This window comes from Bacillus sp. LH1, from assembly GCF_057924895.1.
This window is the reverse complement of the sequence record NZ_CM175007.1, coordinates 4,374,844-4,396,873: the sequence shown is the minus strand read 5'-3', so window position 1 is coordinate 4,396,873 and position 22,030 is coordinate 4,374,844. Positions and strand designations below refer to the sequence as shown.

Here is a 22,030-nt window from a genome sequence, read left to right as displayed (position 1 = left end):
AAATGAATAATTAGTTTTTAATTGGTAATAATAACCATTAAGCAACTATTCCTTTTGGTATAATATCAATCCTTGTTCAATATGAGAAATAAAATAATTTGCTAACTCGGGATTGGTATCATGTAGCGTTTTCAGTAGTTCGCATACCCGATCTAGCCGGAAATGTAATTCATGATGAGGAGAATTTGTGTGATTCAGGGAAGGAAATAAATCAAATTCCTCATTCAATTTTGCGAGTAACGTTAAAGAAATGGTATCTGTTTTTTGTGTTTCAAGGTTACTTAAATATCCCGGAGAGACTTCAATTTGCTCAGCAAAATTTTGAAGGGAAATGCCTTTTTGCTTTCGTAAATTACGAATGGTTTGTCCTAATTGTGTAATCAATAGTAATTCCTCCCATGCAATTTGTTTTGAAAGGTGTTGATTTTAATGACCGTGCAAAAGAAGCTTCAGCTTAGATCGATTTCGTATATTCATGATCCTGAAGCTGCACAAAAATGGTTTCAATTATATGTGGAACTTTTAGTAGAAGTAATGAAACAAAATGATTCTATGGACAAGGATGACGTGCATACATTGTAAGCACAACAAGATGGAAGGGCTGGTTATATTGAAGAAAACAGTCGCATATTACCGTAGTTCATCTAAAAAACAAGAACACTCCGTTCGAATGCAGAAATATTATGCAAAGGCGTATTGCAGAGATCATTATATGAAGCTGGACTATGAATATGAAGATCCATATGTATCGGCTCGAATTATACATATGAATCAGCGACCGGGATTACGAAGTTTGTTGGAAGCAATTCGAAATGATGAAATTGAACATTTAATTTTGTATAAGAGAGACCGGTTAGCAAGAAATGTAATCGAGTATATGGAAATCTATGAACTTCTTCAGGAGAAACAGATAAAAGTTCATTTTACGACTGTTGGAGAACCGGTAATGGAATACACGCCGATGAATCGCTACCTAGAAGTGATTATGGCTGGTTTTGCACAACATGAAGGTGAACAAATTAATAAACGGTTTGATGCGATGCGTCAGAGTAAATTTGATGCAGGAAAAGCAGTGAGCCGGCTTCCATATGGTTTCCAAAATAATAAAAAGAAAAAAGAAATTGAAATCGTAAAAGATGAAATGGATATAGTTATGTTTATTTTTAATGAATTTTTGAACGATACATGTACATCTTTGCAACAAATAAAAGATTGTTTAGATGGAAAAGGCTTTAAGAAACGAAAAGGACTTCCTTGGGAACTACAAGATGTTAGACGTACATTAGAAAATTCCTTTTATATGGGTGTATATAGTATTCGATTGAAGGGAGTTCACCAAGAACATCAGCTAGAAGGCACAATGCCGATTGAACCACACCAATGGGAAGCTGCGCAAGAAAAACTAAATCGAATAGTAAACAAGCGCGGTTCTACAAAAACGAAAAAGGAAATTGATAAAGAAGATATTCTGTATCGTATGGAGGGACTCCTGCAATGTTCTTATTGCAAGAAACAATTAGAGGGAGTTGTTAAACGGAGAGGAGATACATTTTTAATAGGATATCAATGCAAAGAACATCGTTTGTATATTGATAAGGAATATATCGAACAAAAAACATTTGAAAAAATGAAATGTTTTTTTCTTAATTTACAAGAGAAAGAGTTTGATGGCTTGTTTCAACGTTACTATAGACAAAATATAAAAGAAATAGAACGAATGATACAAGGGCATAGTCAGCGCTTAGATCAAAAGAAAAAGACAGTACACACAAAAGTACAAAGGTGGTTAACGGAAAAGAAAAATGAAAAGTTGCACAAAGAATTACTTGGTTCTTATCAACATTTTCAGGAACACAAACAAATCAAAGAAGAATTGGAATTGAAACTAAATGTATTAAAAAAGGTGCCTGGTGTAGTAAAGGATTTGGAAGGTAATATCCATAAGCACTTGATGTTAGATTCCTTACCAGATTATAAGAGTATGGAGTTATTTCAAGATCTGATTTTTACTGTAATTGTAGATAGACACGGTTATGAAATTATTTTTAAACATCCATTTTTACATTATCAAGAGGTGCATACATGTGAAGACAATTCGTGATGTTTTAGAAAAAGGGAAAAAAGGAGCTTTTTATGCGAGGGTTTCATCTGATCGTCAAACCATCGATGCGCAAAGGCATCATGTATATGAATTTATAAAAAACTATGAATGTGAAATTGTGAAAGAATATGTAGATCATGGAGAATCAGCATTTAAAAAGAAGTTAATCAAGCGTCCTCAAATCATGGCGTTATTACGAGATGTAGAACAAGGGAAATATGATTTTGTGATTACGTATGCAGATGACCGCCTTGCGCGATCGGAGATTGAACATGTACAAATACGAGTAATAATGAACGAAGCGAAAACAGATGTTATATTGACGAGTACGGGAGAATTGTATACCGAGCGTGATATTATTACACAATTAATTCGAGAGGGTGGAACTCGTTATGAAGTAGAGCGAATCAGTGCACGTACGAAAGATGCGTATGGACAAAGAACAGACTATGGTCAATGGATGGGAGGTCCTGTACCGTTTGGATATGTACAGGATGAAAATACTAAGAACTTTTCTATTCTAGAAGATGAAAAAGAACTTGTGTTAAAGATATATCAGTTATATCAAAGTGGTGAAGGGTTTGCGGATATCGCCAAAATATTAAATGAGCAAAAGGCGAAAACAAATACAATCCATTGGAAAAAGGAACGAGTAAAGCACATTTTGACCAATCCAATTTATGCAGGGTATGTTACATTCGGAAGACTAAAACCTGGATCTGGAAATAGTATTGAAGACTTATCCAAATGGAAGATGGCAAAATGTGAAGAGATTCCAGCTATTATGACCAAGGAAGAATGGTTAGCTACTTTTCAAATGTTTGAGAAGAAAAGAAACAAGGAGTTACCTCCCAAACAATTAAAAACAGAGTATGTTCTACGGGACTTAATTTATTGTAAAAGTTGTGATGCGCCTTTGCTTCCAAAGAATCAAGAGACTAGGGGGAAAAATGGGAAGAAATATGGAATGAAAAAATATATGTGCTCGAATAAATTATGTAATGTTTGGTTTTCAACAGATGAGTTACATGCATTGGTTTTTGATAGTGTTATAAAGGAGATTACGGATAAAGTTATTTCTAAATCGCAAACGGAACTGATGTATGAAGTGGAACAAACTTTAGAAAAAGGAATCAAACAAATAAAAAAAGAAATGCAGCGTTTAAAAAAACAGGTGGATAATTGTCTAGTTTGGATCAAAGATGCGGAACGTGAAATAGATGAATTATATAGTCAAAAGAAGAAATTGGTGGAAGTTGATCCGAAAATAGATCCTTTGTTGGATGTAATGTTGGATTATCGTTTGCATTTGTTGCACGAAATCAGAGAGACAGATGAGTTGATCGCAAAAAAAGAAGCAGAAATGAAGCATATTGAAGATGTCGATTCTAACCAAAGTATGTTACAAAAAAATGTGTTACAAGCATTTCGAATAGAATTTACAAATTTACAAAAAGATATGAAACGAATTCGTCAACTTTTGGTGTATTTAATTGATAAAATTATAATAGATCAAAATGGGAAAACAGAATATATTTTAAAAATAAATTTAGAGCAATAAAAAGTAACTCGGAAATTTGAGTTTCTTTTTATTGCTTTTTAATATCACAAATATGGACGTGCTATGGGTTGTCATTTAGAAATATGCTAGTTTCAAAGAAATTATTTTTCTCGGCAAAAAGGTGAAGGAGTTATGCCAAGAAAAACGTTTACTCGGTATTAAGTTAGTAATGGTATACCACTACTACTTCTTTACCGAGTGATTTTTTTAAAAAGTAGGACAAGATTCCGTTATATATAAGGTTTGTCCCTTTGTTTGTAAATAAAGAAGATTCAGGATATTCCTTTCTCGGTGTAAGGGTGAATATGTCTTTTGGTCATTCGGCACTGAGGTGAAATATAAATTGATAAATTTTCAAAGTTTGATAGCGAATTTTGAAATAGGAACAGTATTAATGTTGGAGAAACAAGAATCTGGTGGGGGGAATTAAGCATCATTAAAGAGAATTTTCTTATTTAAATTAATTATGGTTGTTATGTAATATGTGTGTTATGAAACATTTCTTTTTACAAGGTTCATATAAAGCTTGTTATTTTATCTGTGTCATATTTAATTAGTTATGTTAAAAAGTAAATAGAATAACTACCCCTAAAAAAATAGCCATTGATATATCGATGGCTATTTTTTAGTATTCGTATTTTAAAATGTATTAAGCGCTAGGCATCGGTGTTGGGGTTGCATTTATACCTTCTTTCTTATATTGCTTGTCGATATATTCACGAATTTCTAAAGTAGAGGCTCCATTTTGTTTCATTAAAACCGCTTGGAAAGCAATATCTACACAAGCAGCTTGACTCATTGCATGTGATTCCCATGTAACCTCACCGTTCTCTTTAATTTCATGGATAAAACAATCTTTATTGCTTTTATGGTCAGAGTTTTCGTCACATCCACAGTAACAAGGAATCCATTTTAAAAGTTCGGTATCTTTTCCTACCATCCCATAAATTTGAGAGACTTGTCCATTTTTTGTTGACGATAAAAAAGAAGGAAGAGTTTCTATATTAGCTGTTGTTTCTAGAGTATCGCCTTTAAAATGTGCACCTTTATTTTTGGTTTCTTGTAACTTATTTTTTGTGTGTTTGTTATTAGTCGGTGATGAATCATTAACGGAACTACAGCCGATTAATAGGCTTACTAATAAAACTACAGGTATGATCTTTGACATCATACTGTCTCCTCTCTGTAGAAATTCTTTTATAGATAATGATTCGATTTACATGTTTTTTTATTAATTCGTTTTTGATCTCGTTAACAACATAAACAAAGTAATCATACAAAAAGCAATTAAAGCTAAAAATGGGATTGTGATAAAACCTAGCCAATTAATATAATCAACATTACAAGGAACACCTTGGACACATGGATTAATTTCTGAAACATCAGGGATTTTTTGTATTGCGTAGTGATAAATTGAGATAGTTCCACCAATAATAGAAATCGGTAATACATATTTTTTAATGTTCTTTTCATTATAGAACGTGGCAATGCCTAAAATAATACAGAGTGGATACATCATAATTCGTTGGAACCAACACAATTCACATGGTATGAATCCAAGAATCTCACTGAAAAATAGACTACCTAGTGTCGCAATCATTGACACAATCCATGCCATATATAAGGTGTAATTACGCCATTCAAAGTTCTTTTTTATTGTATTCATCATTTCTTTTCCTTCAATGCTTTTTCAATTAAATTTTTGATTTGTTCATAATCATAAGGATCAGATAACATCGTTCCATTTACAACAATGCTCGGTGTTTTTTCTACATTGTAGTCTTGTGTTAGTTTCTCATCTCTGTTTACTTCTTCTTGTTCTGTTTGTCTTTTTAAATCTTCTTCGAGCTGAGTAGTATTAATACTTGGTGTATATGCTTTTGCAATTTCTAATAGTTTTTCAGGAGTAATCCATGAATCATCGTGATTTTCTGGCTGTGCGTTAAATAATTCTTTATGGAAACTCCAATATGCTTGTGGGTCTTGTTTATAAACAGATTCAGCAGCTAAAGCAGACAATTTTGATTCTGTTCCGTGGAATAAAACATTCACATATGAAAATTTAACTTTCCCCGTATCGATATAGTCTTTTTGTAATTGAGGGAAGATACGCTCACCCCATGCTTTACAAGCAGGACACTTAAAGTCACCAAACTCAATAATAGAGACTGGTGCATCTTCTTTTCCTAAAGTAGGTTGTTTACCGATAGGAGGTAAATCTTTTATCACTTCATTCGTAGCAACTTGTTCTTCTTTATTTAAAACGACGAAAGCTGTAACTGCAGCGAAAATGATTAATGTGGCAATTAACAATAATTTTATGTGAGAGCCTTGTTTTTTCTTCATGTAAACACCTCGAATTTTTAGAGTTTAATAGGAACATAACAAGAAGTTTTTTGGTTATCGAATTCGTTTAATATCGCGGATGATATCTTCATATGGTGTGTTTTGAAGACCTGAATATTTCTTTACAACTTTTCCATCTTTGTCTACGAGATAGAAGCTCGTACCATGTATAACTTGTGAATTATTTTCTGGTTTGGTTACAAGGGTTTGGAAGTTCTTTTTTGCAAACTTTTCAATGTCTGGTCTTGTATAGCCTGTTAGGAAATGAGTTCTCTTTGTATCCATTTCATAGACCTTCATAAATTCTGTTATTTTTTCAGGTGTGTCTACTTCAGGATCTACACTGAATGATACAAAATCTACATCTTTAATTCCCTCTGCATTCAACATTTTTTGAAGTTTTGCCATATTGGCTGTCATAGGTGGACAAACAGTTTGACAGCTTGTAAAGATAAAATCAGCTACCCAGACCTTTTCTTTTAACTCAGATGAACCAAACTTTTTCCCATTCTGATCTGTAAATGCAAATTTTTCTACATCCCAATCTAGTGAATCCCTTAGTTTATTATCACTACATGCTCCTAAAATCGAAACTATGGAAATAAGCATAAGTAATCCAATCACACGAATTTTTTTCATATGTATACCCTTTCAAAATATATTTAAGGTACGGAGCTACTAGGTAGCCCCGAATCTTATTATTTGTTTCGTAATAAACGCATACTGTTAAGTATTACAATAAGCGCAGCCCCTGTATCACTTAGTACAGCCATCCAAAGAGTAAGCCAACCTGGGAAGATAAAGGCAAGGGCAATAAATTTAATAATCAATGAGAACCATATATTTTGTTTAATGATGTGCAATGCTTTTCGACTTAGTTTCATGGTATAAGGAAGTTTTTCAAGATTGTCTGCCATCAAGACAATATCTGCCGTTTCCATTGCTGTATCAGTTCCTGCACCGCCCATGGCAATACCAAGGTTTGCGGTAGCGAGGGCAGGGGCATCATTAATACCGTCCCCAATCATAGCTACTGTTTTCCCTTCAGATTGAAGTTGTTTTACAGAATGAACCTTATCTTCTGGAAGTAAGTTAGCAAAATAACGATCTACTTTTGCTTTCTGTGCAATGTGTTCAGCAGTTCCTTCATTGTCTCCTGTTAACATAACAGTTTCCTGAATACCTGATCGTTTTAATTCTTGAATTGTTCCATAAGTAGTAGAACGAATGGAATCTGCTACTGAAATCATTCCTAAAATAACTTTGTTCGTTCCAACAAGTATCACGGTTTGACCAATTCTTTGCATTTCCCGAATCGGTTCGTTCCACATTTGAAGCGAAACTCCAAGCTCTTCATATAATGCTTTATTTCCAGCGTAGTATGTTTCGCTATTTATCGTTACTTGAGCACCTTTTCCTACAATTGCGCGGAAGTCAGCTCCACTTTGAATAGAAGTTTGATGTTCTTTCGCATAAGCTGTAATTGCTTTTGCAATTGGATGGTTAGAGTATTCTTCAATTGTTGCTGCGATGGATAATAACTCGTCTTCAGTACAATCTAAACTTCGTACATGCATTACTTTTGGTTTTCCCTCGGTCAATGTACCTGTTTTATCAAATGCAATAGCATTTAATGAACCAGCAATTTCTAGAGCAGTACCACCTTTAATGAGTACACCATTTCTTGCTGCATTTCCAATTGCAGATACAATGGCAACAGGAGTTGAGATAACTAAAGCACAAGGACATGCGACAACAAGAAGTTCTAATCCTTTATAAATCCATTCCATCCATTCGCCCATACCAAGAAGGGGAGGGATGATCATGACGCCAATTGCTAATACAAAAACGATAGGGGTATAGATTTTTGCGAAACGATCCACAAATGCTTCTGTGGGTGCTTTCTTTTCTTGTGCTTCTTCTACAAGGTGAATAATTCGAGATAACGTAGTGTCTTCAACGAGTTTAGTTACTGTAATCTCAAGCGAACCTTCTTCATTGATCGTTCCTGCATATACAGAATCGCCAATTTGTTTATCAATTGGGATAGATTCACCAGTTATCGGTGCTTGGTTTACAGTAGAAGTGCCTCCTATAATTGTACCGTCTAATGGGATTTTTTCACCAGGCTTTACAACAATCGTTGTATTCACTGCAATATCATCTACAGATTTTTTTATAAGTTCAGTTCCAACTTTTATCCAAGCCTCTGATGGTGCTAAATCAATTAATCCACGAATGGATTCTCGTGTACGTTCAATTGATTTGTTTTGTAGCGTTGCTCCTAATGCAAATAACCAAACAACGGTTGCACCTTCTAGCCATTGACCAATTAATGCAGCACCAATAGCAGCTGATATCATGAGAACGTTCATATCAAGTGATTTACTTTTTATTGCATAAAAGGCACTTTTGGCAGGCTTATAACCACCAATTACAATGCTTGCCGCATAGAGAAGTGTAATAAGGAGAGGTGGTACGTTTGTAAAACTCCCTCCAAATCCTAAAGCTAAAAATAAACCTGAGAGAATCAAAGTTGTATTTTTTGATTTTGAAACAGGTGCCGATTCTCTACGAGTTCCCGCTAAGGAAGCCCCAAATCCTGCGTTAGATACTTGTTTTATAATTTCCTCTACATCTCGTTCATGACGAATATGCATTTTTCCAGTAGCAAAGTTTACGCGAACTTCCTCTACGCCAGGAACATTTTGTAGATGTTTTTCGATTGTTAAGGCACATGCACCGCAATCCATACCTTCCACCAGGTATGTTTGTACGCCATCTCCTGTTACTTTCTGATTATCACGAGGTGATGGGGCTTCGCATGAGCTATCACTACAACAAGAAGTTTCTGATGTTACTTCTTCTTTTTGTATGGCGGATGCAGAAGAGCAACATGAAGATACCTTTTCTGGTTTAGGTCCACAACAGGAAGCGGAAGAGTTATTCTCTGTTTTCGCAGTATCAGTGTTATTACTGCAACAGGAAACTTTCTTAGCAACGGGAACAATTGGGATCTCTATTTTAGGGGAACAACATGATGTTGTTTCCTTTGCTTTTTCTATTTTCACAGTATCTTTGTCACTACTACAACAGGAAGCCTCCATAGTAGCAACGGGAACAATCGGAATTTCTTTTTTTGAAGAGCAACATGATGAAGTTTCCTTTTGTATTCCTTCTTTAGTAGGAGTTGATGAAGATTCACTGTGAGAAGAAGTTTGACAGCAGCTCGTTTGTTTTTCTTTCTTATCTGTCATGGCAACTCTCTCCCTTTTGAGATAAGCATGCATCGTTTTTATCACATGATGCTACCTCGTTTTGAACTTCATGAAATACAACGTCAAACATTGTAAGTAACTGTTCGATTTGTGCATTTCGTAAAGAATAGTAGACATACTTTCCTTCTTGTCTTCCAAGAATAATGCCACATCCTTTTAAACAGTTCAGATGTTGGGATATGTTTGACTGATTTCCGTTGATGATTTCTACAATTTCAGATACCGTTTTTTCCCCATCCATCATACATTGAAGAATCTGAAGCCGTGTTTTATCAGCAAAGCCACGGATAAATTTGGCTTTTATATCTAAATCATTTGTATTACACAATTGTATTCACTCCAATCGTATTAGTAATTACTAATATGTTTATTCTTCATTCATATTAGCATTGGCTAATATGTGTGTCGAAAATTTAAAAAAGTCTGACAAATAAGTGTTCCTTTACATTATTTTTGCTTTGGATATCTAAGGGGAAGTTGGAGTTTTTGAAAAACAAGGGCAGTTAGATGAGGGATTTGTAGATGTGATGGCAAGGAAGAAGAATATTAGTTTATAAAATATGGTTACACATGTTCCAAAGAGGCAACGCCTTCTTTGGATTTGGTGATATTTGTTGTTGAAATATCATTTGTTTATCCCTATATTTTGATTTATTTAGGATAAGGTTGTGCCCTTTAGTAATTGAGAGGTTCTTTGACTCGGTAGTTAAATTTTGTATAGGTAAAAGCTTCCTTTTTGGAGCTTATTGTAAGATAATTATTAGTAGTTAAATCGTTTTTGAGATTTTTTTAAGGGGAGATATAGATGGAAGCTAATGTTAATCAATTACAACAAACTAACGAAGAGATTGAAACGAGTGCGGATGAATTAGGCACATCTGTTTCTCGATTGGGGACGTTAACAAGATTTTTGCGCAACAATACTGATAGACAAATTGCTAATACAACAAAGCTTCTGTTATTAGAACAATTAGATCAACTTTGCATCATGTTAATAAAAAGAGCCGAGCAGCATAGTGCTTCAATGGGAAGAAGTAAAATAAAAGATGAGGATGTACAGAAGGCTTTTGAAGAATTGTTACAGCCACATGTATTTATTGACCAAATTACTAATTTGCTAGACCAACAGAAAGATGAATTAAGTGAACTTGCGTCTAGACAATCATTGCTAAGATTTTTGGAGGAATAGTTAAATGGAAATCGAAAAGAAAACGTTTTTCTTTAGGAATAATGAATATTCGATTGATGAAATGATTGACAGGATTTATGCTGAGGATTTTATTGAATTTTTTAAAGGGTATTTAACAGAAGAAACCAAACAACAACCTAGTAAAAAAAATTGTTTATTAGGGTTAGGACATGCCTATCCAGATAGTGAAGAGATGATACGATCAAAAATAATGCAAGCATTTGGGCAAATAGGGAGAAAAGGGGACAAGCTATCTGTAAATCTATTCCGATTAGCAGAGGTGGAAATAGATGTAACTACAAGTATAAAAGCGGAAATTGCAGATCTTATTACTACAAAAACAAATATTAGAAACAGAGATTCTTTATCTGCAAATTTAGAATACGATTTATTTTTAGAGGATGTGAATTATAATCAATCTTCTGTGGATTTAAGGTTCCGTGTTGACAAGACAGAATTAGTTACAAATCCTATTCCCACTCAAATAATAAGAAGCACGTTTGTTGAAGTACGTCTTTATACTGCAACGAAGCTAGCTGCTATATATAAATTAGATATAACTGAAACTCAGGCAATACAAATATTATCAGTAGTTTCATTATTGTTTAAAAGATATGTACCTAGAATAGAAAAAATAAGTTTGGATGAAGCTCAACTTATTATGATCAACCTTAAGTTAAAAGGACTAGTTTCTTCTCCAAAATTTAAATCTGATGATGATTTAAGAGTAGATATTTATGGAGTAGGTCCTCAGCACCAAAATAATAATATCATGCAGGTTATTGAAGATTCATCTAGTCTTAAAATGTATGAATTAGCGATTCAATGTATTATTGAGGGACATGCTTGTAATCTCAAGCTTACACACGACGGAGGTATTTATATTGGTACGCCAGTTAGTCCTAAAGTCTTAGATTATATCATTTTACAACTTAACTGGGTAATTCATAATAAAAAATTCTACAATGATATAGAACAAATTATGATACAAACATTTAAGCGTATAAAATCATCTATTCTTCAATATCATTTGGAAGCCAAAATAAAAAAAGTAGAGGAAGATTTAAAGAAAGTTGTCGAGGGCAGTAAGTTAAATGTTCAAAAGAGGAAATTATTATTTACGGTTTTGACTAATTTAGGATTAGAGAGTGTAATAATGTTAGAAGAGAATCAGATTCTAAATGTTATAAAAGAAGAATTAAAGGATGAAGAAATAAATATAGATAACTATGGGAACTTACAAAGTTTCTTTTCGGATTATTTTGTTTCACATCGTTATAAAAATCGCACGGATTCTGATGAACTAGCTAAAAATATTGTAATATTAATATGTCATTTTTATACAAAATTTAAAGATGATGTAGTAAGGATAATTGAAGAATATAAAATTAAAATTGAGGAATGGTCGGAATGTCTAGAACAGAGAACATCTTAACCAATGATGAAATAAACTGTTTAGATGTTATATTGTCAGATGTAAATTTAACTGCTCTTAAAGATTATTCTATTGATATGAAAGTGTTTGAGCAAAGGTTGGGAAAGGGAGAAGATATTAATTCTTTAAGATCAAAAGGAGTTTTTGATATAGAAGAATTAGAATCATTTGAACAAAAACATAGCGATGAAGATGCGGAACCGATATTAAAGCCAGTAAATGTATCTCTTGTTAAAGTCAATGTCAAAAAGCTAATAATGATTTGGTTGAATACTGTTTTTTATAATGCAGGAAGAACATTTTCATTAGAAAGAGATACTAAAATTGAATATGAGAACGGTGAATACAGTGTATTAATTGAAAATGGAATACAGGAAGCACCTAAAATCATTTTCTTAACAAAAAGGCTTAATGATTCAAAGCTGTTTCAAAATATAGAAGGAAAGGTTTATATCGCATTTTTTGCCTCATCATCTATTCCAGAAGAAAGAATGTCTCATTGGGATATACCATTAAGTAGTGTTGAAGAAGCTACTCGATTCTTTGCTTGGCTCCAAGAAAGTAATAAAGAAACATATTCTAAATTATATAATTACATAAATATACCGAAAGATTTGGATAATTCTCAAATTGAAGGTATTTTATTGCTTGTTAATGATTATTTGATTGAAATGGACTATCAAAAAACAAATGACAGTCGGAAATTTAGACAAGAATCAATAGAATATTTAATACCATATGAATTAATACGAGAAGTTTTTATTTCAACTAATGGTAATAAGAAAATTATTATTATTGTTAATAATAATCGAATAGAAATTCATTCATTTATCAATGGTGTAAAAAAAATCAATGAAGAATTGGAGACATACATTCAAAGTTTAGATGCTTGGATTAATGGAAAGGTAAAGAAACACCGATCTATTCAAAAGAGCATAAAAACTCCTATGTTATCTGATATAAAGCAATATATTGGTATATTTCTTATGATCATAGTACCAGCTATTACATCGTTTATGCTATTGTTTCAGGGTGTTAAGAATATAGAAGATATTTTTAAGGATCCAATTATGTTAACAATACATGTACTGCTTTCTGTTGTTATCATAATTATTATATTTTATCTAAGCATTGTTCCTCATATAAAATTAAGGTGGTTTTCGTGGGAGAGAGGGATTAAAAGAGTAGCTGAAAAAGATAAGAGTAAGTTAAATTTATAAATTAAAAACTATCCTTGCAAAAGGCATGATTTAATGGCATGACTTTTGTGTAAGGATAGTTTTTTTGTTTAAGCATTGTTAATATTTTTTTCATAAATATGAATTCGATTCATGTGAGTGAATAAAATAAAGAGATCATAATTATAATAAGCATAGATTAAATTTAATACGGCTTGTTCTTTATTTAGTTAAAAATTGATTTTAATTAATACTGTTCTCGCATAAGCATTAATACTACATGGTGATTTGTGAAAAGTAGGTGTTATGGGTGGAATCCTATGCAGTTTATGTTCGCGTATCAACTGATCGAGATGAACAGGTTTCATCTGTCGAAAACCAAATAGATATCTGCCGAAATTGGTTAGAACGAAATGGATTTAAGTGGGATGAAAAACGTGTTTATAAAGATGAGGGAATAAGTGGGACTTTATTTGTAGACCGACCTTCTATTCAATTGCTATTGCAAAAGGCAAAAACAAAAGAAATTGATATGGTTGTTTTTAAATCCATTTCTCGTTTAGCAAGGGATTTGAAGGATTCACTAGAGATTCGTGAGGTGTTTTTAGCTCATAATGTTCGAATCATTTCTGTTGAAGAAGGTTACGACTCTGTAAAGGCTGGAAAAAACGATATGGCATTTGAGCTATGGTCTTTATTTTCAGCTCAATACAGTCGAACGCTTTCGTCTAGTATTACGGCAGCTTTGTCAGTAAAAGTACGTCGTGGGGAACATATTGGGAAAGTTCCGTATGGATACAATCGTGAAAATCAAAAATTGGTGATTAATGAGGAAGAAGCCCAAGTTGTTCAAATGATGTATAAATGGTATCTCGAAGGTTGGGGATATAAAAAGATAACAAATGAATTAAATCGATTGGGTATAAAGTCGAAAACTAAAAAAAACTGGCAAATGACATCAGTTCAAAGAATCCTTCAAAGTTCAATTTATAAAGGAACCTTTATTTTAAATCAATATACTTCAGTAAAAGTTGGTGGTAAGAAAAAACAAATTCGAAACCCAGAAGAAAAATGGTTTGTTTTTCCTGATCATCACCCTAAGATTGTTAAAGAAGAGATATGGAATCAAGCAAATCGAAAAAAAAATAAAACAAATAAAACGAAAATCACAGCTTGGAATGAATTTCGCAATCTAGCAAAATGTGCAGTCTGTGGTTCTAATATGGTAATTGTACAGTCTCATTTGAAAAAGAAAAGTGGAGAGCGGACGGAATGGAAATATTTAAAGTGTTCTCAATATCGCCGGGCAGGAAAACATGGTTGTGTAAATCATGTGCCAATTCAATATGGGGATTTTCGTCAGTTTATCATAAGTTTACTAGTGGAAAAAGGAGAGTCTGTGACTTTAAGGCTTCAAAGCAATGTCGAAAAGGGGCAAGAGAAAAAGATAAAAAATTTACAACAGCTTATGAGTACAAATCAGCAAAAGAAAAAAGCATTACTAGATTTGTATTTAGAAGAACTTATTAATAAAGAAGAGTTTGAAAAAAAACGAAACGATCTTGAAGTGGAAATAATCAAAGCGGACCATGAATTACTGGTGATACAAAATGGTAATCATGTTCAAATTGATATTCAAACGATAAAACAAGCCTTTGAGCAGTTACAAAAGCAAGAGCAAGATTTAATTCACGTATTTCAAACGTTAATTCAAAAAATCAATATCCATCAAAATGGGACAGTAGACATTATATATACTTTTGAAAGTCCGTTATAAGAGGGGGCATGTTCCTTCTTATTTTTGAAATGAATAATTACATTGCACAAGTAGTTAATTATATATGGAAATTTTTATGTTAGTATCTAATTAGAGAAACAAGTTTGCAAAGAGATAATTTAAGAAAATAGATTAATTTTTATTCAGAGAGGGATAATTATGGGGATATTCAATACAATAAAGAAGTTATTTTCTAATCCAGCTGCTAAGGAACCTAATAATGAGCCAATGGTAAATTCAGAGCGCCATTTAGGAAGGGTTAAACAAAATAAATACTATGATTTTGTTGATAAAGGTACAATTCGACCAATTTCAACCATTCCTTTACAAATGAATAGTCAGCTCACGTGGAATTCATTTTTTTCTGTAGATAAAAAAAATCCTAAATTAATAAATTTTGAAACAAGGTCTCGTAGGAAATTTCGACATCTTTATCATAATCAAGATTTACTTATTGTTGAGGCTGCCGGAACTATTGAAATTATTACTAAAGAGCAAGTACAACAAATCAATTTAAAAGAAACAGCGTTAGAAAAAATGCATCCTGTTGCTGTGAATCACATGGGTGCTCTACTTTACGATAAAGAAAAGGTTGCTTTTGTACATTATAAGAGTAAGCGAGCTATTGTATATGAGTTTCAATGGCAACCTTTTAGATTTGCGATAGGTAATGATTTTTGGTTAGTGGGAACCCGGGAAACATATGACGGTCCAGGTAAGCTCTATTGCTTTGACTTTAATGGAGATCTAAAATGGGGCATTGCTTTTAAAGAAACACTCTCTACGATGTTTGGTGAGCTTAGTTTTATGCCTTATTTACTTGAGGTGTCAGCGGATTCAACCGATATTTTTGTCTCAAGTATGGATAGATTGTATCGATTGGACAATAACGGTAATTTAAAAGCGAGAATTGCTATTTCTGAACTGAAAGAAAAAGAATTACAACAAAAACAAGAAGAACTTCAACGTGAATTATCTGCCCCACCAAAAACTGAAGAAGAAGCAATAAGTATGTTTGCTAAACAATTAGCAGCTCAATTTTCTATGGGATTTGAGAGAATGAGTTTTAATTCACCATTCGCTGGTTTCGCGCATGATCACAAAACTGACATGGTGTTCATTTTAGAAGAGAAGGGACGAGTTTCTGCCTGGGATAGTAGTGGGAGGCTCAAGTGGATTAATGCATTTAAAAATGAAGGTAGATACATCTGTTGGATAGAGAATAAATTGGTTGTCTCTTTTCAATCTGGAGAAACTTTCTGGTTAAACAGAGATGGGAAATTTATTTATGGAGCACAGCTACCAAAACAAGCTTCCACTATTCAATTGATTCCTAATCAAGAAAAATATTTAGTTGTGTGTGAGGATAATCGATTATATGAACTACACAAAGACACTGGAAACCTCATAACAGGTTCAGAAGGGCATCCTGGAATGGAACTATTCATTTTATCTGGTCAAAATGTATTTTTTGATGGAGGAGTTCATAATCAAGGATATTTTTGGTTAGCTCCTGAAAATCACCAATGGAAACATTTTGAGGCTAAAGCCTTTACGGATGTAGACAAGATTGATGTTCAAAGTGAGGTGGCACCTGAAATTACTGTGACTAAGCAGTTCTCGGGAAAATGGGAGATAAAGAGTAAAAAAGAGTGGTTTGGTAGTCGGGTTATTGACATGAAAAACCAAAGGGTTTACGTGGTTGAGGAAGGACCGCGGAAATCAATTAATGAATTAGCAAAGTTATCTGATAAACAAAGAGAAAAAGACCGTTTGAGCCATAAATTAGTATGTTATGACCTTGGTGAAAATGTTATTTGGGAAAATCATATATATTCATCTATGTGGTCGCTATTCTTATCTTTAGATGGAGAGGTTTTGTTTACAAGTATACCTTCAGGATCAGAAATTACCTATCTTCCTGGGCATATTGTTACCTATTCAAAAGATGGTCAGCAACTTGATAAATTCAAAGTGGATGCTCATGGATTTAATCTAGATTTTATTTCTGAGGACAGGGCTATTGTTCATTTTGCTTCTGATAGAGGGGAGAAGTCTGTTTCTGGTATATTCGAGATTGACGGCAAAGGAAAGTGGAGACTAAAAATAAATGAATCCGATGTTGAAAGTGAAAAACGGAATGTGTTCGGCGCAGGATTAAACGATATAAGTCTACCTAACTTCAGATTAAAAAGAACAGACAAGAAAAAATATGAATTGGAAAATCGAAATAGTAAAATAGAATTAAAGTTTTCGGCGGCTATTTATGAAGCTTATGAAACGCCGGAACATAATTTGGTATTGCGAATAGGAACAAGATTGGTATCGTTCTATAACATGAATTTAGAGAAAACCCTTGAAGTTAAAGAACAAGAAAGTATTCAATCTGTGACATTGGGATCGAGTAGCTTAGTGGTTGTCACAAAAGCAGAAGTAAAAGGTTACAATTATCAAGGTGAAGTCTTATGGAGGTATAGTCCTCTTCCGAAAGCGTTTGAATCAAGGGTAATATGGGTTCCAAATAAGAACATTTATCTATGGATAGTATCAAATAATTTGGAAACAATAGTCGCGGCTATACATGAGAATGGGAACGTGTTAAAAAGTCATTCGTTTAACAAGAATAGTTACCATCATTCTATATTGGTCTATCCTGAAGAGAGTTGTTTTGTAGCTCAGACAAATGAAGTTATTCAAGGATATAGTATTTAATAATTATTATGGAACATTTACGTGAGTAGACGGGAAGAAGGGAAATTCCTTTTTGCAATCACTATGCATCACAAACGCAATGCAAAAGCTAGGGGTTAAAGGACGTTCACAAGCAGTTGTGGAGCTTCTTCGTATGGGAGAGCTCGAATTATAAGAAAGCAGCCGACTTTTATATAAAAGTCGGCTATTTTTTTGTTTGCTTCACTTGCTATATGAATGATAAAAACGTTTCATACATAAATAGGTAATAAGGAGGGGATATGTTGAAAAGGATACTGTTAGTTTCAACAAGTGCTCATGATATGAATGGACACCCGACTGGTTTGTGGCTTGAAGAGCTCGCAGCTCCTTATCATGTATTAAAAAAGGCTAAGTTTGATGTTGATATTGTGTCAATAAAAGGCGGGAGAGTACCTATAGATAGAGTGTCTATTCCGAATGGTATACCTCGCGAATTCAAGCATGTAGCTTCTTTATTGCAAAATACGAAGCCGATTTCAAATGTTCATTTTTCGGATTATGATGCGGTTTTATTTGGTGGTGGGCACGGGGCGATTGTAGATTTTCCAGGTAATCCATATGTAGCAAATTTGATTGAGAATATGTATAACAATAACCGGATTGTAGCGGCTGTTTGTCACGGAGTAAGCTCTTTAGTCGGTGTGAAAAATAAGGATGGCTCGTTTTTTGTTGCGGGTAAGCGTATAACAGGTTATACAAACGATGAAGAAAGAGCTGTACATTTAGAAAAGCGCGTTCCGTTTTTGCTAGAAAGTAAGTTGAAAGAAGAAGGAGCTTTGTTTTATGTAGCCCCCAATTTTACGCCGCATGTAGTAGTAGATGGTCATTTAATTACAGGACAAAATCCACAGTCTAGCGTGGAAATAGGTAAGGCTATAAAAAGGGCTGTAAATAAATTATAGAAAAAGTACCCGCTACTAACAAAGGTAGTGGGTATTTTTATCCCTCTATTTGCCGGGCAGTAGGACCCCCGATTGGTGAGAGCTAATAATCAGTGGGGATGAACGCCCCCCCACTGATTAAAGTTTCACTGTATTCTAAAATTCCCGCCTCGAAATTGCTTTGTAACCGTCCAGTTGGTAATAATTGATTATAGTTTTTTATGTATAGTATATGAAAATGTAATAAACTAAAAAGGCATAGTGAGTATAATAACTTCATTTATAATCATTCGTGAATTTGCTATACTATTTTGTATGGACAAAAGGGGAGGCTCTTTTAAATGAGAAAAGTCGCATGTGCAAATACTTATATTAATAAAATAAAGCCCATTATTAGAAAGACAAGTTTTAGCCAATTGAAAATAGATGAAATTGCGAAATATATGGATATTAGTAAAGCTACTTTATATAAACGTTTTTCTTCGAAAGATGAAATTATTGAGGCGGTAGTAGAGGATTTCATGAACTATCTACTCGAAGGTGATGCGGATAATCAAGATGAAAGTATGTCATTTACAGAACGTTTCCAAAAGACGTTTATCCATTCTTTAAAATGTGTGACATATATTTCGGATGTTTTTTTGCAAGATTTGAAAGAAGCATATCCGCATTTGTCGGATCAATTAGTCGCTGCCCAACAAAATCGTAACCATAATTTGCAAATGTTTTTTGAAGCGGGTATGGAACAAGGTTATTTTAATAAAATGAATGCACAATTATTTATGGTACAAGATGATGTGATGTTAAGACGTATTATAGATCATTCTTTTTGTATTCAGTACGATATTACGTTAAAGAAAGCGATACTTGATTTTTATCAATTAAAGAAGTATCAACTTTTTAAACCAGAGTATATAGAAGCAATTGATGATTCTGAAATTGAAAAAGAAGTTATTGCTATTTTGCAAATGATTTCGTAAAAAAGCAGATCTCCCTTAATAGAGGAGAATCTGCTTTTTTAGTACATATTATTTTTGCAACTGTTTTAATACTAATTCGGCTACTAGACCACCTGAAGCTGGGTTTTGACCAGTGATAACACGATTATCTTCTAGAGCATAAGCTTCCCACGGTTGCGCGGCTTTTTCGTAAAGTCCTCCATTTTTAATGAGTTCATCTTCTGTTAAAAATGGAACGAATTGATCTAATTCAGCTAATTTTTCTTCTTCATTTGAAAAGCCTGTTACCTTCTTACCGCTAATTAAACGATCCCCATTGCTTAATGTAATATGAAATAAACCAGCAGCTCCATGACAAACCGAAGAAACAATTCCGCCGTTTTCATAAATATTGCGGCTAATATTTTGAAGTTCTTTATTTTCTGGGAAGTCCCAAATAACCCCGTGGCCACCTGCGTAATAAATAACAGCGTAGTCTTCTGGATTCACTTCACTTGGTTTCATTGTAGAACCGAGGCGATTCATAAACTCTTTCTTTTGATACCATTCCCAATCGATACTCTCCGCCATTGCTAAACTATGTGGATCAATTGGTGTATAACCGCCTTGTGGACTGACGTAATCAACTTCGTAACCAGCTTCTTCTACTTTTTTTACGAAATGTACAGCTTCACCAAGCCAAAGTCCGGTAGCCCTATTTAAATTTGGGTATTTTTCTACGCTTGTTAATACAACTAACATTTTTCTCTTCATCATAATCCTCCTATAATGTCTCTTCTATATAAAAGTTCTGTATGCGTTTCATTTTATTAAGTTAAAAAATGTAAATTTGAATAATCATGCCAGTCCTCCTTATATCGGCTTCGAAATTAGTGTATAATAACTTTTGAACAAAGTAAACTAAAAAGACTTAATTAGTTTACTTTGTATATTTTTCGTTGACAAACTGTAATGCTGAAACTATGATAGTTCCATGAATATCGAACAACATACGTGTTTCGTTTCGAATTCAATTTATCGCGCGATAAATTAGCAACTTTTACACATTTAATGAAGTTGTTTAGTGGTGATACAACATTTAAATAAGTTCATTTTTTTATCTATAGTTTGATAGTTTTAAAATTGCAATCAGGAGAGTGTTACACATGGGGAAAGATATAAGAAACCATTCGAAATGGTTTGTTTTTACATTATGTTTTATTGTTTTGTTAGGACCGATGAACGCTGTGTTATTTAATGTAGCGCTAGAGGATATTGCCAATGATTTATCAATTAGTCAATCGAAAGTAAGCTGGGTTGTAGTAGGGTATTCCTTAGTTGTCGGTATTGGTTCGATAATATATGGAAAGCTGGCTGATCGTTACAGTGTAAAAAGACTATTAATTATTTCTATTATCATATTTGTAGCTGGTTCTATTGTTGGATTTGTGAATCAATCTTATGAAATTATCATTTTCGCAAGGTTAGTGCAGGCGAGCGGCGGAGCAGCGTTTATTGCGCTTAGTATGATTGCGGTGGCGAAATTAGTTGCTCCAGCTAAAAAACCAGGTGCGTTAGCAATGATTAGTTCTTCTATTGCATTAGCGGTTGGTATTGGACCTTTAGTAGGTGGGGCAATTACAAATACGTTAGGGTGGCCGTATTTATTTTTATTTATGGTTATTTCAATGATTGGTATTTTCTTACTCGTAAAATTTATGCCAGAAGAGGCGCGACATACAGATGAAGTGTTTCGCTTTGATTTCATTGGAGCAGTTTTATTATTTGTATTGATTACGACCATTTTATTAGGAGTGAATATTAATAGTTGGCTTTTTGTGTTATCTGTTGTTTTTCTATTTTTATTTAAGGCTCATATGAAGAGAACGGAGTCGCCGTTTATTGATATTGAGTTATTTACAAATAAACCATTACTTCGTTTAATAGCGGTCGGATTTATCATTAATGTGGCGTTATGTGCTAGTTTATTATTATTACCATTACTGTTAGGAAGAGGACATGGATTGTCTCCATTCGTTATTGGAATTGTATTGTTTATTGCATCTCTCTTTGGTATTGTATCTAGTTTTATTACCGGAAAGATTATTCCTTCGTTTGGGAATGTGAAGATGATGTATGTAGCTTCTGTAGTTATGATCATTGGCTTTTTAATTTTAGGGATTATTCCGGACGGGAACTTACTCTTTATTTTATTTGCGGTTATTTTAACATTTATGAGTTATTCGGCAATTCAAGTATCATTAAACACATTTATCCCGAAAACATTAAATCCAGCTAAAGTTGGAGTCGGTCTTGGTTTATATAATTTAATTAACTTTTTCGGTATGGCATTTGGACCAGCTGTAGCGAGCAAAATTATGGAATCTACAAATAGTTATCGATTGAATTTTATTTTGATCGTCATTTTAATTGCTGCTCATTTCTTCTTATTAATGGGAATGTCTTCTTTTCAAAAAAAGATGGAGCAATGAATATGCACTTTATATAGAAGAAACCGACTTTCTTATAGAAGGTCGGTTATTTTTCTATCTTGCAAATTACGAAAAAAAGGAGCAAAATAAAAAAGGTCCTAGTCTATACATGGGAAAATGA

General features: G+C 33.4%; 19 protein-coding genes and 1 pseudogene. 12 read left to right on the top strand and 8 right to left on the bottom strand.

What is annotated here, in order from left to right; translation table 11 throughout:
• Positions 1–45: 45 nt before the first annotated feature.
• Positions 46–384 carry a helix-turn-helix domain-containing protein gene (locus ACX9TM_RS22735; protein WP_089603436.1) on the bottom strand — a complete coding sequence of 113 codons (339 nt, stop codon included), beginning with the start codon at positions 382–384 and terminating at the stop codon, positions 46–48.
• Between the two features lie 45 nt (positions 385–429).
• Between ACX9TM_RS22735 and ACX9TM_RS22730 the strand changes: the two genes are divergently transcribed.
• From ACX9TM_RS22730 to ACX9TM_RS22720, 3 genes are read left to right on the top strand one after another with little or no spacing between them, the layout of a single operon-like run.
• On the top strand, positions 430–582 hold the full coding sequence (locus tag ACX9TM_RS22730; protein WP_000218031.1) for a hypothetical protein: 153 nt from the start codon (positions 430–432) through the stop codon (positions 580–582).
• A 28-nt stretch (positions 583–610) separates the two neighbouring features.
• On the top strand, positions 611–2,101 hold the full coding sequence (locus ACX9TM_RS22725) for a recombinase family protein (protein WP_238363657.1): 1,491 nt from the start codon (positions 611–613) through the stop codon (positions 2,099–2,101).
• Complete coding sequence (locus ACX9TM_RS22720) at positions 2,085–3,662, top strand: recombinase family protein (protein ID WP_089603434.1); 1,578 nt, start codon at positions 2,085–2,087, stop codon at positions 3,660–3,662. Before ACX9TM_RS22725 ends, ACX9TM_RS22720 begins: the two co-directional genes overlap by 17 nt.
• Positions 3,663–4,311: 649 nt before the next feature.
• Here ACX9TM_RS22720 and ACX9TM_RS22715 read toward each other — a convergent pair.
• The 6 genes from ACX9TM_RS22715 to ACX9TM_RS22690 form a co-directional block, all read right to left on the bottom strand.
• Entirely contained in the window at positions 4,312–4,830 is a 519-nt protein-coding gene (locus tag ACX9TM_RS22715) for a PCYCGC motif-containing (lipo)protein (RefSeq protein WP_089603433.1), read from the bottom strand.
• 63 nt (positions 4,831–4,893) lie between these two features.
• Entirely contained in the window at positions 4,894–5,331 is a 438-nt protein-coding gene (locus tag ACX9TM_RS22710; RefSeq protein ID WP_089603432.1) for a disulfide oxidoreductase, read from the bottom strand.
• Positions 5,328–6,008 carry a DsbA family protein gene (locus tag ACX9TM_RS22705; protein ID WP_089603431.1) on the bottom strand — a complete coding sequence of 227 codons (681 nt, stop codon included), beginning with the start codon at positions 6,006–6,008 and terminating at the stop codon, positions 5,328–5,330. The genes ACX9TM_RS22710 and ACX9TM_RS22705 overlap by 4 nt, the downstream gene beginning before the upstream one ends.
• Before the next feature lie 54 nt (positions 6,009–6,062).
• Positions 6,063–6,647, bottom strand: coding sequence for an SCO family protein (locus tag ACX9TM_RS22700; protein ID WP_089603430.1), 585 nt, complete (start codon positions 6,645–6,647; stop codon positions 6,063–6,065).
• 59 nt (positions 6,648–6,706) lie between these two features.
• Positions 6,707–9,265: a heavy metal translocating P-type ATPase gene (locus tag ACX9TM_RS22695; protein WP_089603429.1), complete on the bottom strand. Its 2,559-nt coding sequence runs from the start codon at positions 9,263–9,265 to the stop codon at positions 6,707–6,709.
• Positions 9,255–9,614 (bottom strand): ArsR/SmtB family transcription factor, encoded by a 360-nt coding sequence (locus tag ACX9TM_RS22690; RefSeq protein WP_016117806.1) that lies wholly within the window; start codon positions 9,612–9,614, stop codon positions 9,255–9,257. Before ACX9TM_RS22690 ends, ACX9TM_RS22695 begins: the two co-directional genes overlap by 11 nt.
• Positions 9,615–10,091: 477 nt before the next feature.
• Here ACX9TM_RS22690 and ACX9TM_RS22685 point away from each other — a divergent pair, with 477 nt between their 5' ends.
• The 8 genes and pseudogenes from ACX9TM_RS22685 to ACX9TM_RS22650 all read left to right on the top strand — a co-directional run bounded on the left by ACX9TM_RS22685 (position 10,092) and on the right by ACX9TM_RS22650 (position 19,459).
• Entirely contained in the window at positions 10,092–10,475 is a 384-nt protein-coding gene (locus ACX9TM_RS22685) for a hypothetical protein (protein WP_071743174.1), read from the top strand.
• Between the two features lie 4 nt (positions 10,476–10,479).
• Positions 10,480–11,910 (top strand): hypothetical protein, encoded by a 1,431-nt coding sequence (locus ACX9TM_RS22680; RefSeq protein ID WP_089603428.1) that lies wholly within the window; start codon positions 10,480–10,482, stop codon positions 11,908–11,910.
• Entirely contained in the window at positions 11,886–13,130 is a 1,245-nt protein-coding gene (locus ACX9TM_RS22675; RefSeq protein ID WP_089603427.1) for a hypothetical protein, read from the top strand. The genes ACX9TM_RS22680 and ACX9TM_RS22675 overlap by 25 nt, the downstream gene beginning before the upstream one ends.
• A 268-nt stretch (positions 13,131–13,398) precedes the next feature.
• Positions 13,399–14,865: a recombinase family protein gene (locus ACX9TM_RS22670; RefSeq protein WP_373452616.1), complete on the top strand. Its 1,467-nt coding sequence runs from the start codon at positions 13,399–13,401 to the stop codon at positions 14,863–14,865.
• 159 nt (positions 14,866–15,024) lie between these two features.
• The gene (locus ACX9TM_RS22665) at positions 15,025–17,577 is read left to right on the top strand and encodes an ornithine cyclodeaminase (RefSeq protein WP_089603425.1); all 2,553 of its coding nucleotides are present in this window, start codon (positions 15,025–15,027) and stop codon (positions 17,575–17,577) included.
• 67 nt (positions 17,578–17,644) lie between these two features.
• Positions 17,645–17,731, top strand: a pseudogene (gene gerE / locus ACX9TM_RS22660) (spore germination transcription factor GerE); the annotation flags it as partial.
• 106 nt (positions 17,732–17,837) lie between these two features.
• Positions 17,838–18,500, top strand: a complete 663-nt coding sequence (locus ACX9TM_RS22655; protein ID WP_000919607.1) for a type 1 glutamine amidotransferase domain-containing protein — start codon at positions 17,838–17,840, stop codon at positions 18,498–18,500.
• A 320-nt stretch (positions 18,501–18,820) separates the two neighbouring features.
• A complete protein-coding gene (locus ACX9TM_RS22650; RefSeq protein ID WP_001233006.1) occupies positions 18,821–19,459 on the top strand; it encodes a TetR/AcrR family transcriptional regulator in 639 nt (212 codons plus the stop codon).
• Positions 19,460–19,507: 48 nt separating this feature from the next.
• Here the strand turns inward: ACX9TM_RS22650 and ACX9TM_RS22645 are convergent, their stop codons facing one another.
• Positions 19,508–20,191 carry a type 1 glutamine amidotransferase domain-containing protein gene (locus ACX9TM_RS22645; protein ID WP_000823847.1) on the bottom strand — a complete coding sequence of 228 codons (684 nt, stop codon included), beginning with the start codon at positions 20,189–20,191 and terminating at the stop codon, positions 19,508–19,510.
• Positions 20,192–20,583: 392 nt separating this feature from the next.
• On the opposite strand from ACX9TM_RS22645, the gene ACX9TM_RS22640 reads away from it, so the two are divergent.
• Entirely contained in the window at positions 20,584–21,909 is a 1,326-nt protein-coding gene (locus ACX9TM_RS22640; RefSeq protein WP_000513857.1) for an MFS transporter, read from the top strand.
• Positions 21,910–22,030: the final 121 nt, after the last annotated feature.

Excerpts from the sequence above, each read along its gene's own strand:
- ACX9TM_RS22730 (WP_000218031.1), top strand. The coding sequence starts at position 430 with ATGACCGTGCAAAAGAAGCTTCAGCTTAGATCGATTTCGTATATTCAT.
- ACX9TM_RS22715 (WP_089603433.1), bottom strand. The coding sequence starts at position 4,830 with ATGTCAAAGATCATACCTGTAGTTTTATTAGTAAGCCTATTAATCGGC.
- ACX9TM_RS22710 (WP_089603432.1), bottom strand. The coding sequence starts at position 5,331 with ATGATGAATACAATAAAAAAGAACTTTGAATGGCGTAATTACACCTTA.
- ACX9TM_RS22705 (WP_089603431.1), bottom strand. The coding sequence starts at position 6,008 with ATGAAGAAAAAACAAGGCTCTCACATAAAATTATTGTTAATTGCCACA.
- ACX9TM_RS22700 (WP_089603430.1), bottom strand. The coding sequence starts at position 6,647 with ATGAAAAAAATTCGTGTGATTGGATTACTTATGCTTATTTCCATAGTT.
- ACX9TM_RS22695 (WP_089603429.1), bottom strand. The coding sequence starts at position 9,265 with ATGACAGATAAGAAAGAAAAACAAACGAGCTGCTGTCAAACTTCTTCT.
- ACX9TM_RS22685 (WP_071743174.1), top strand. The coding sequence starts at position 10,092 with ATGGAAGCTAATGTTAATCAATTACAACAAACTAACGAAGAGATTGAA.
- ACX9TM_RS22680 (WP_089603428.1), top strand. The coding sequence starts at position 10,480 with ATGGAAATCGAAAAGAAAACGTTTTTCTTTAGGAATAATGAATATTCG.
- ACX9TM_RS22675 (WP_089603427.1), top strand. The coding sequence starts at position 11,886 with ATGTCTAGAACAGAGAACATCTTAACCAATGATGAAATAAACTGTTTA.
- ACX9TM_RS22665 (WP_089603425.1), top strand. The coding sequence starts at position 15,025 with ATGGGGATATTCAATACAATAAAGAAGTTATTTTCTAATCCAGCTGCT.
- ACX9TM_RS22655 (WP_000919607.1), top strand. The coding sequence starts at position 17,838 with ATGTTGAAAAGGATACTGTTAGTTTCAACAAGTGCTCATGATATGAAT.
- ACX9TM_RS22650 (WP_001233006.1), top strand. The coding sequence starts at position 18,821 with ATGAGAAAAGTCGCATGTGCAAATACTTATATTAATAAAATAAAGCCC.
- ACX9TM_RS22645 (WP_000823847.1), bottom strand. The coding sequence starts at position 20,191 with ATGAAGAGAAAAATGTTAGTTGTATTAACAAGCGTAGAAAAATACCCA.
- ACX9TM_RS22640 (WP_000513857.1), top strand. The coding sequence starts at position 20,584 with ATGGGGAAAGATATAAGAAACCATTCGAAATGGTTTGTTTTTACATTA.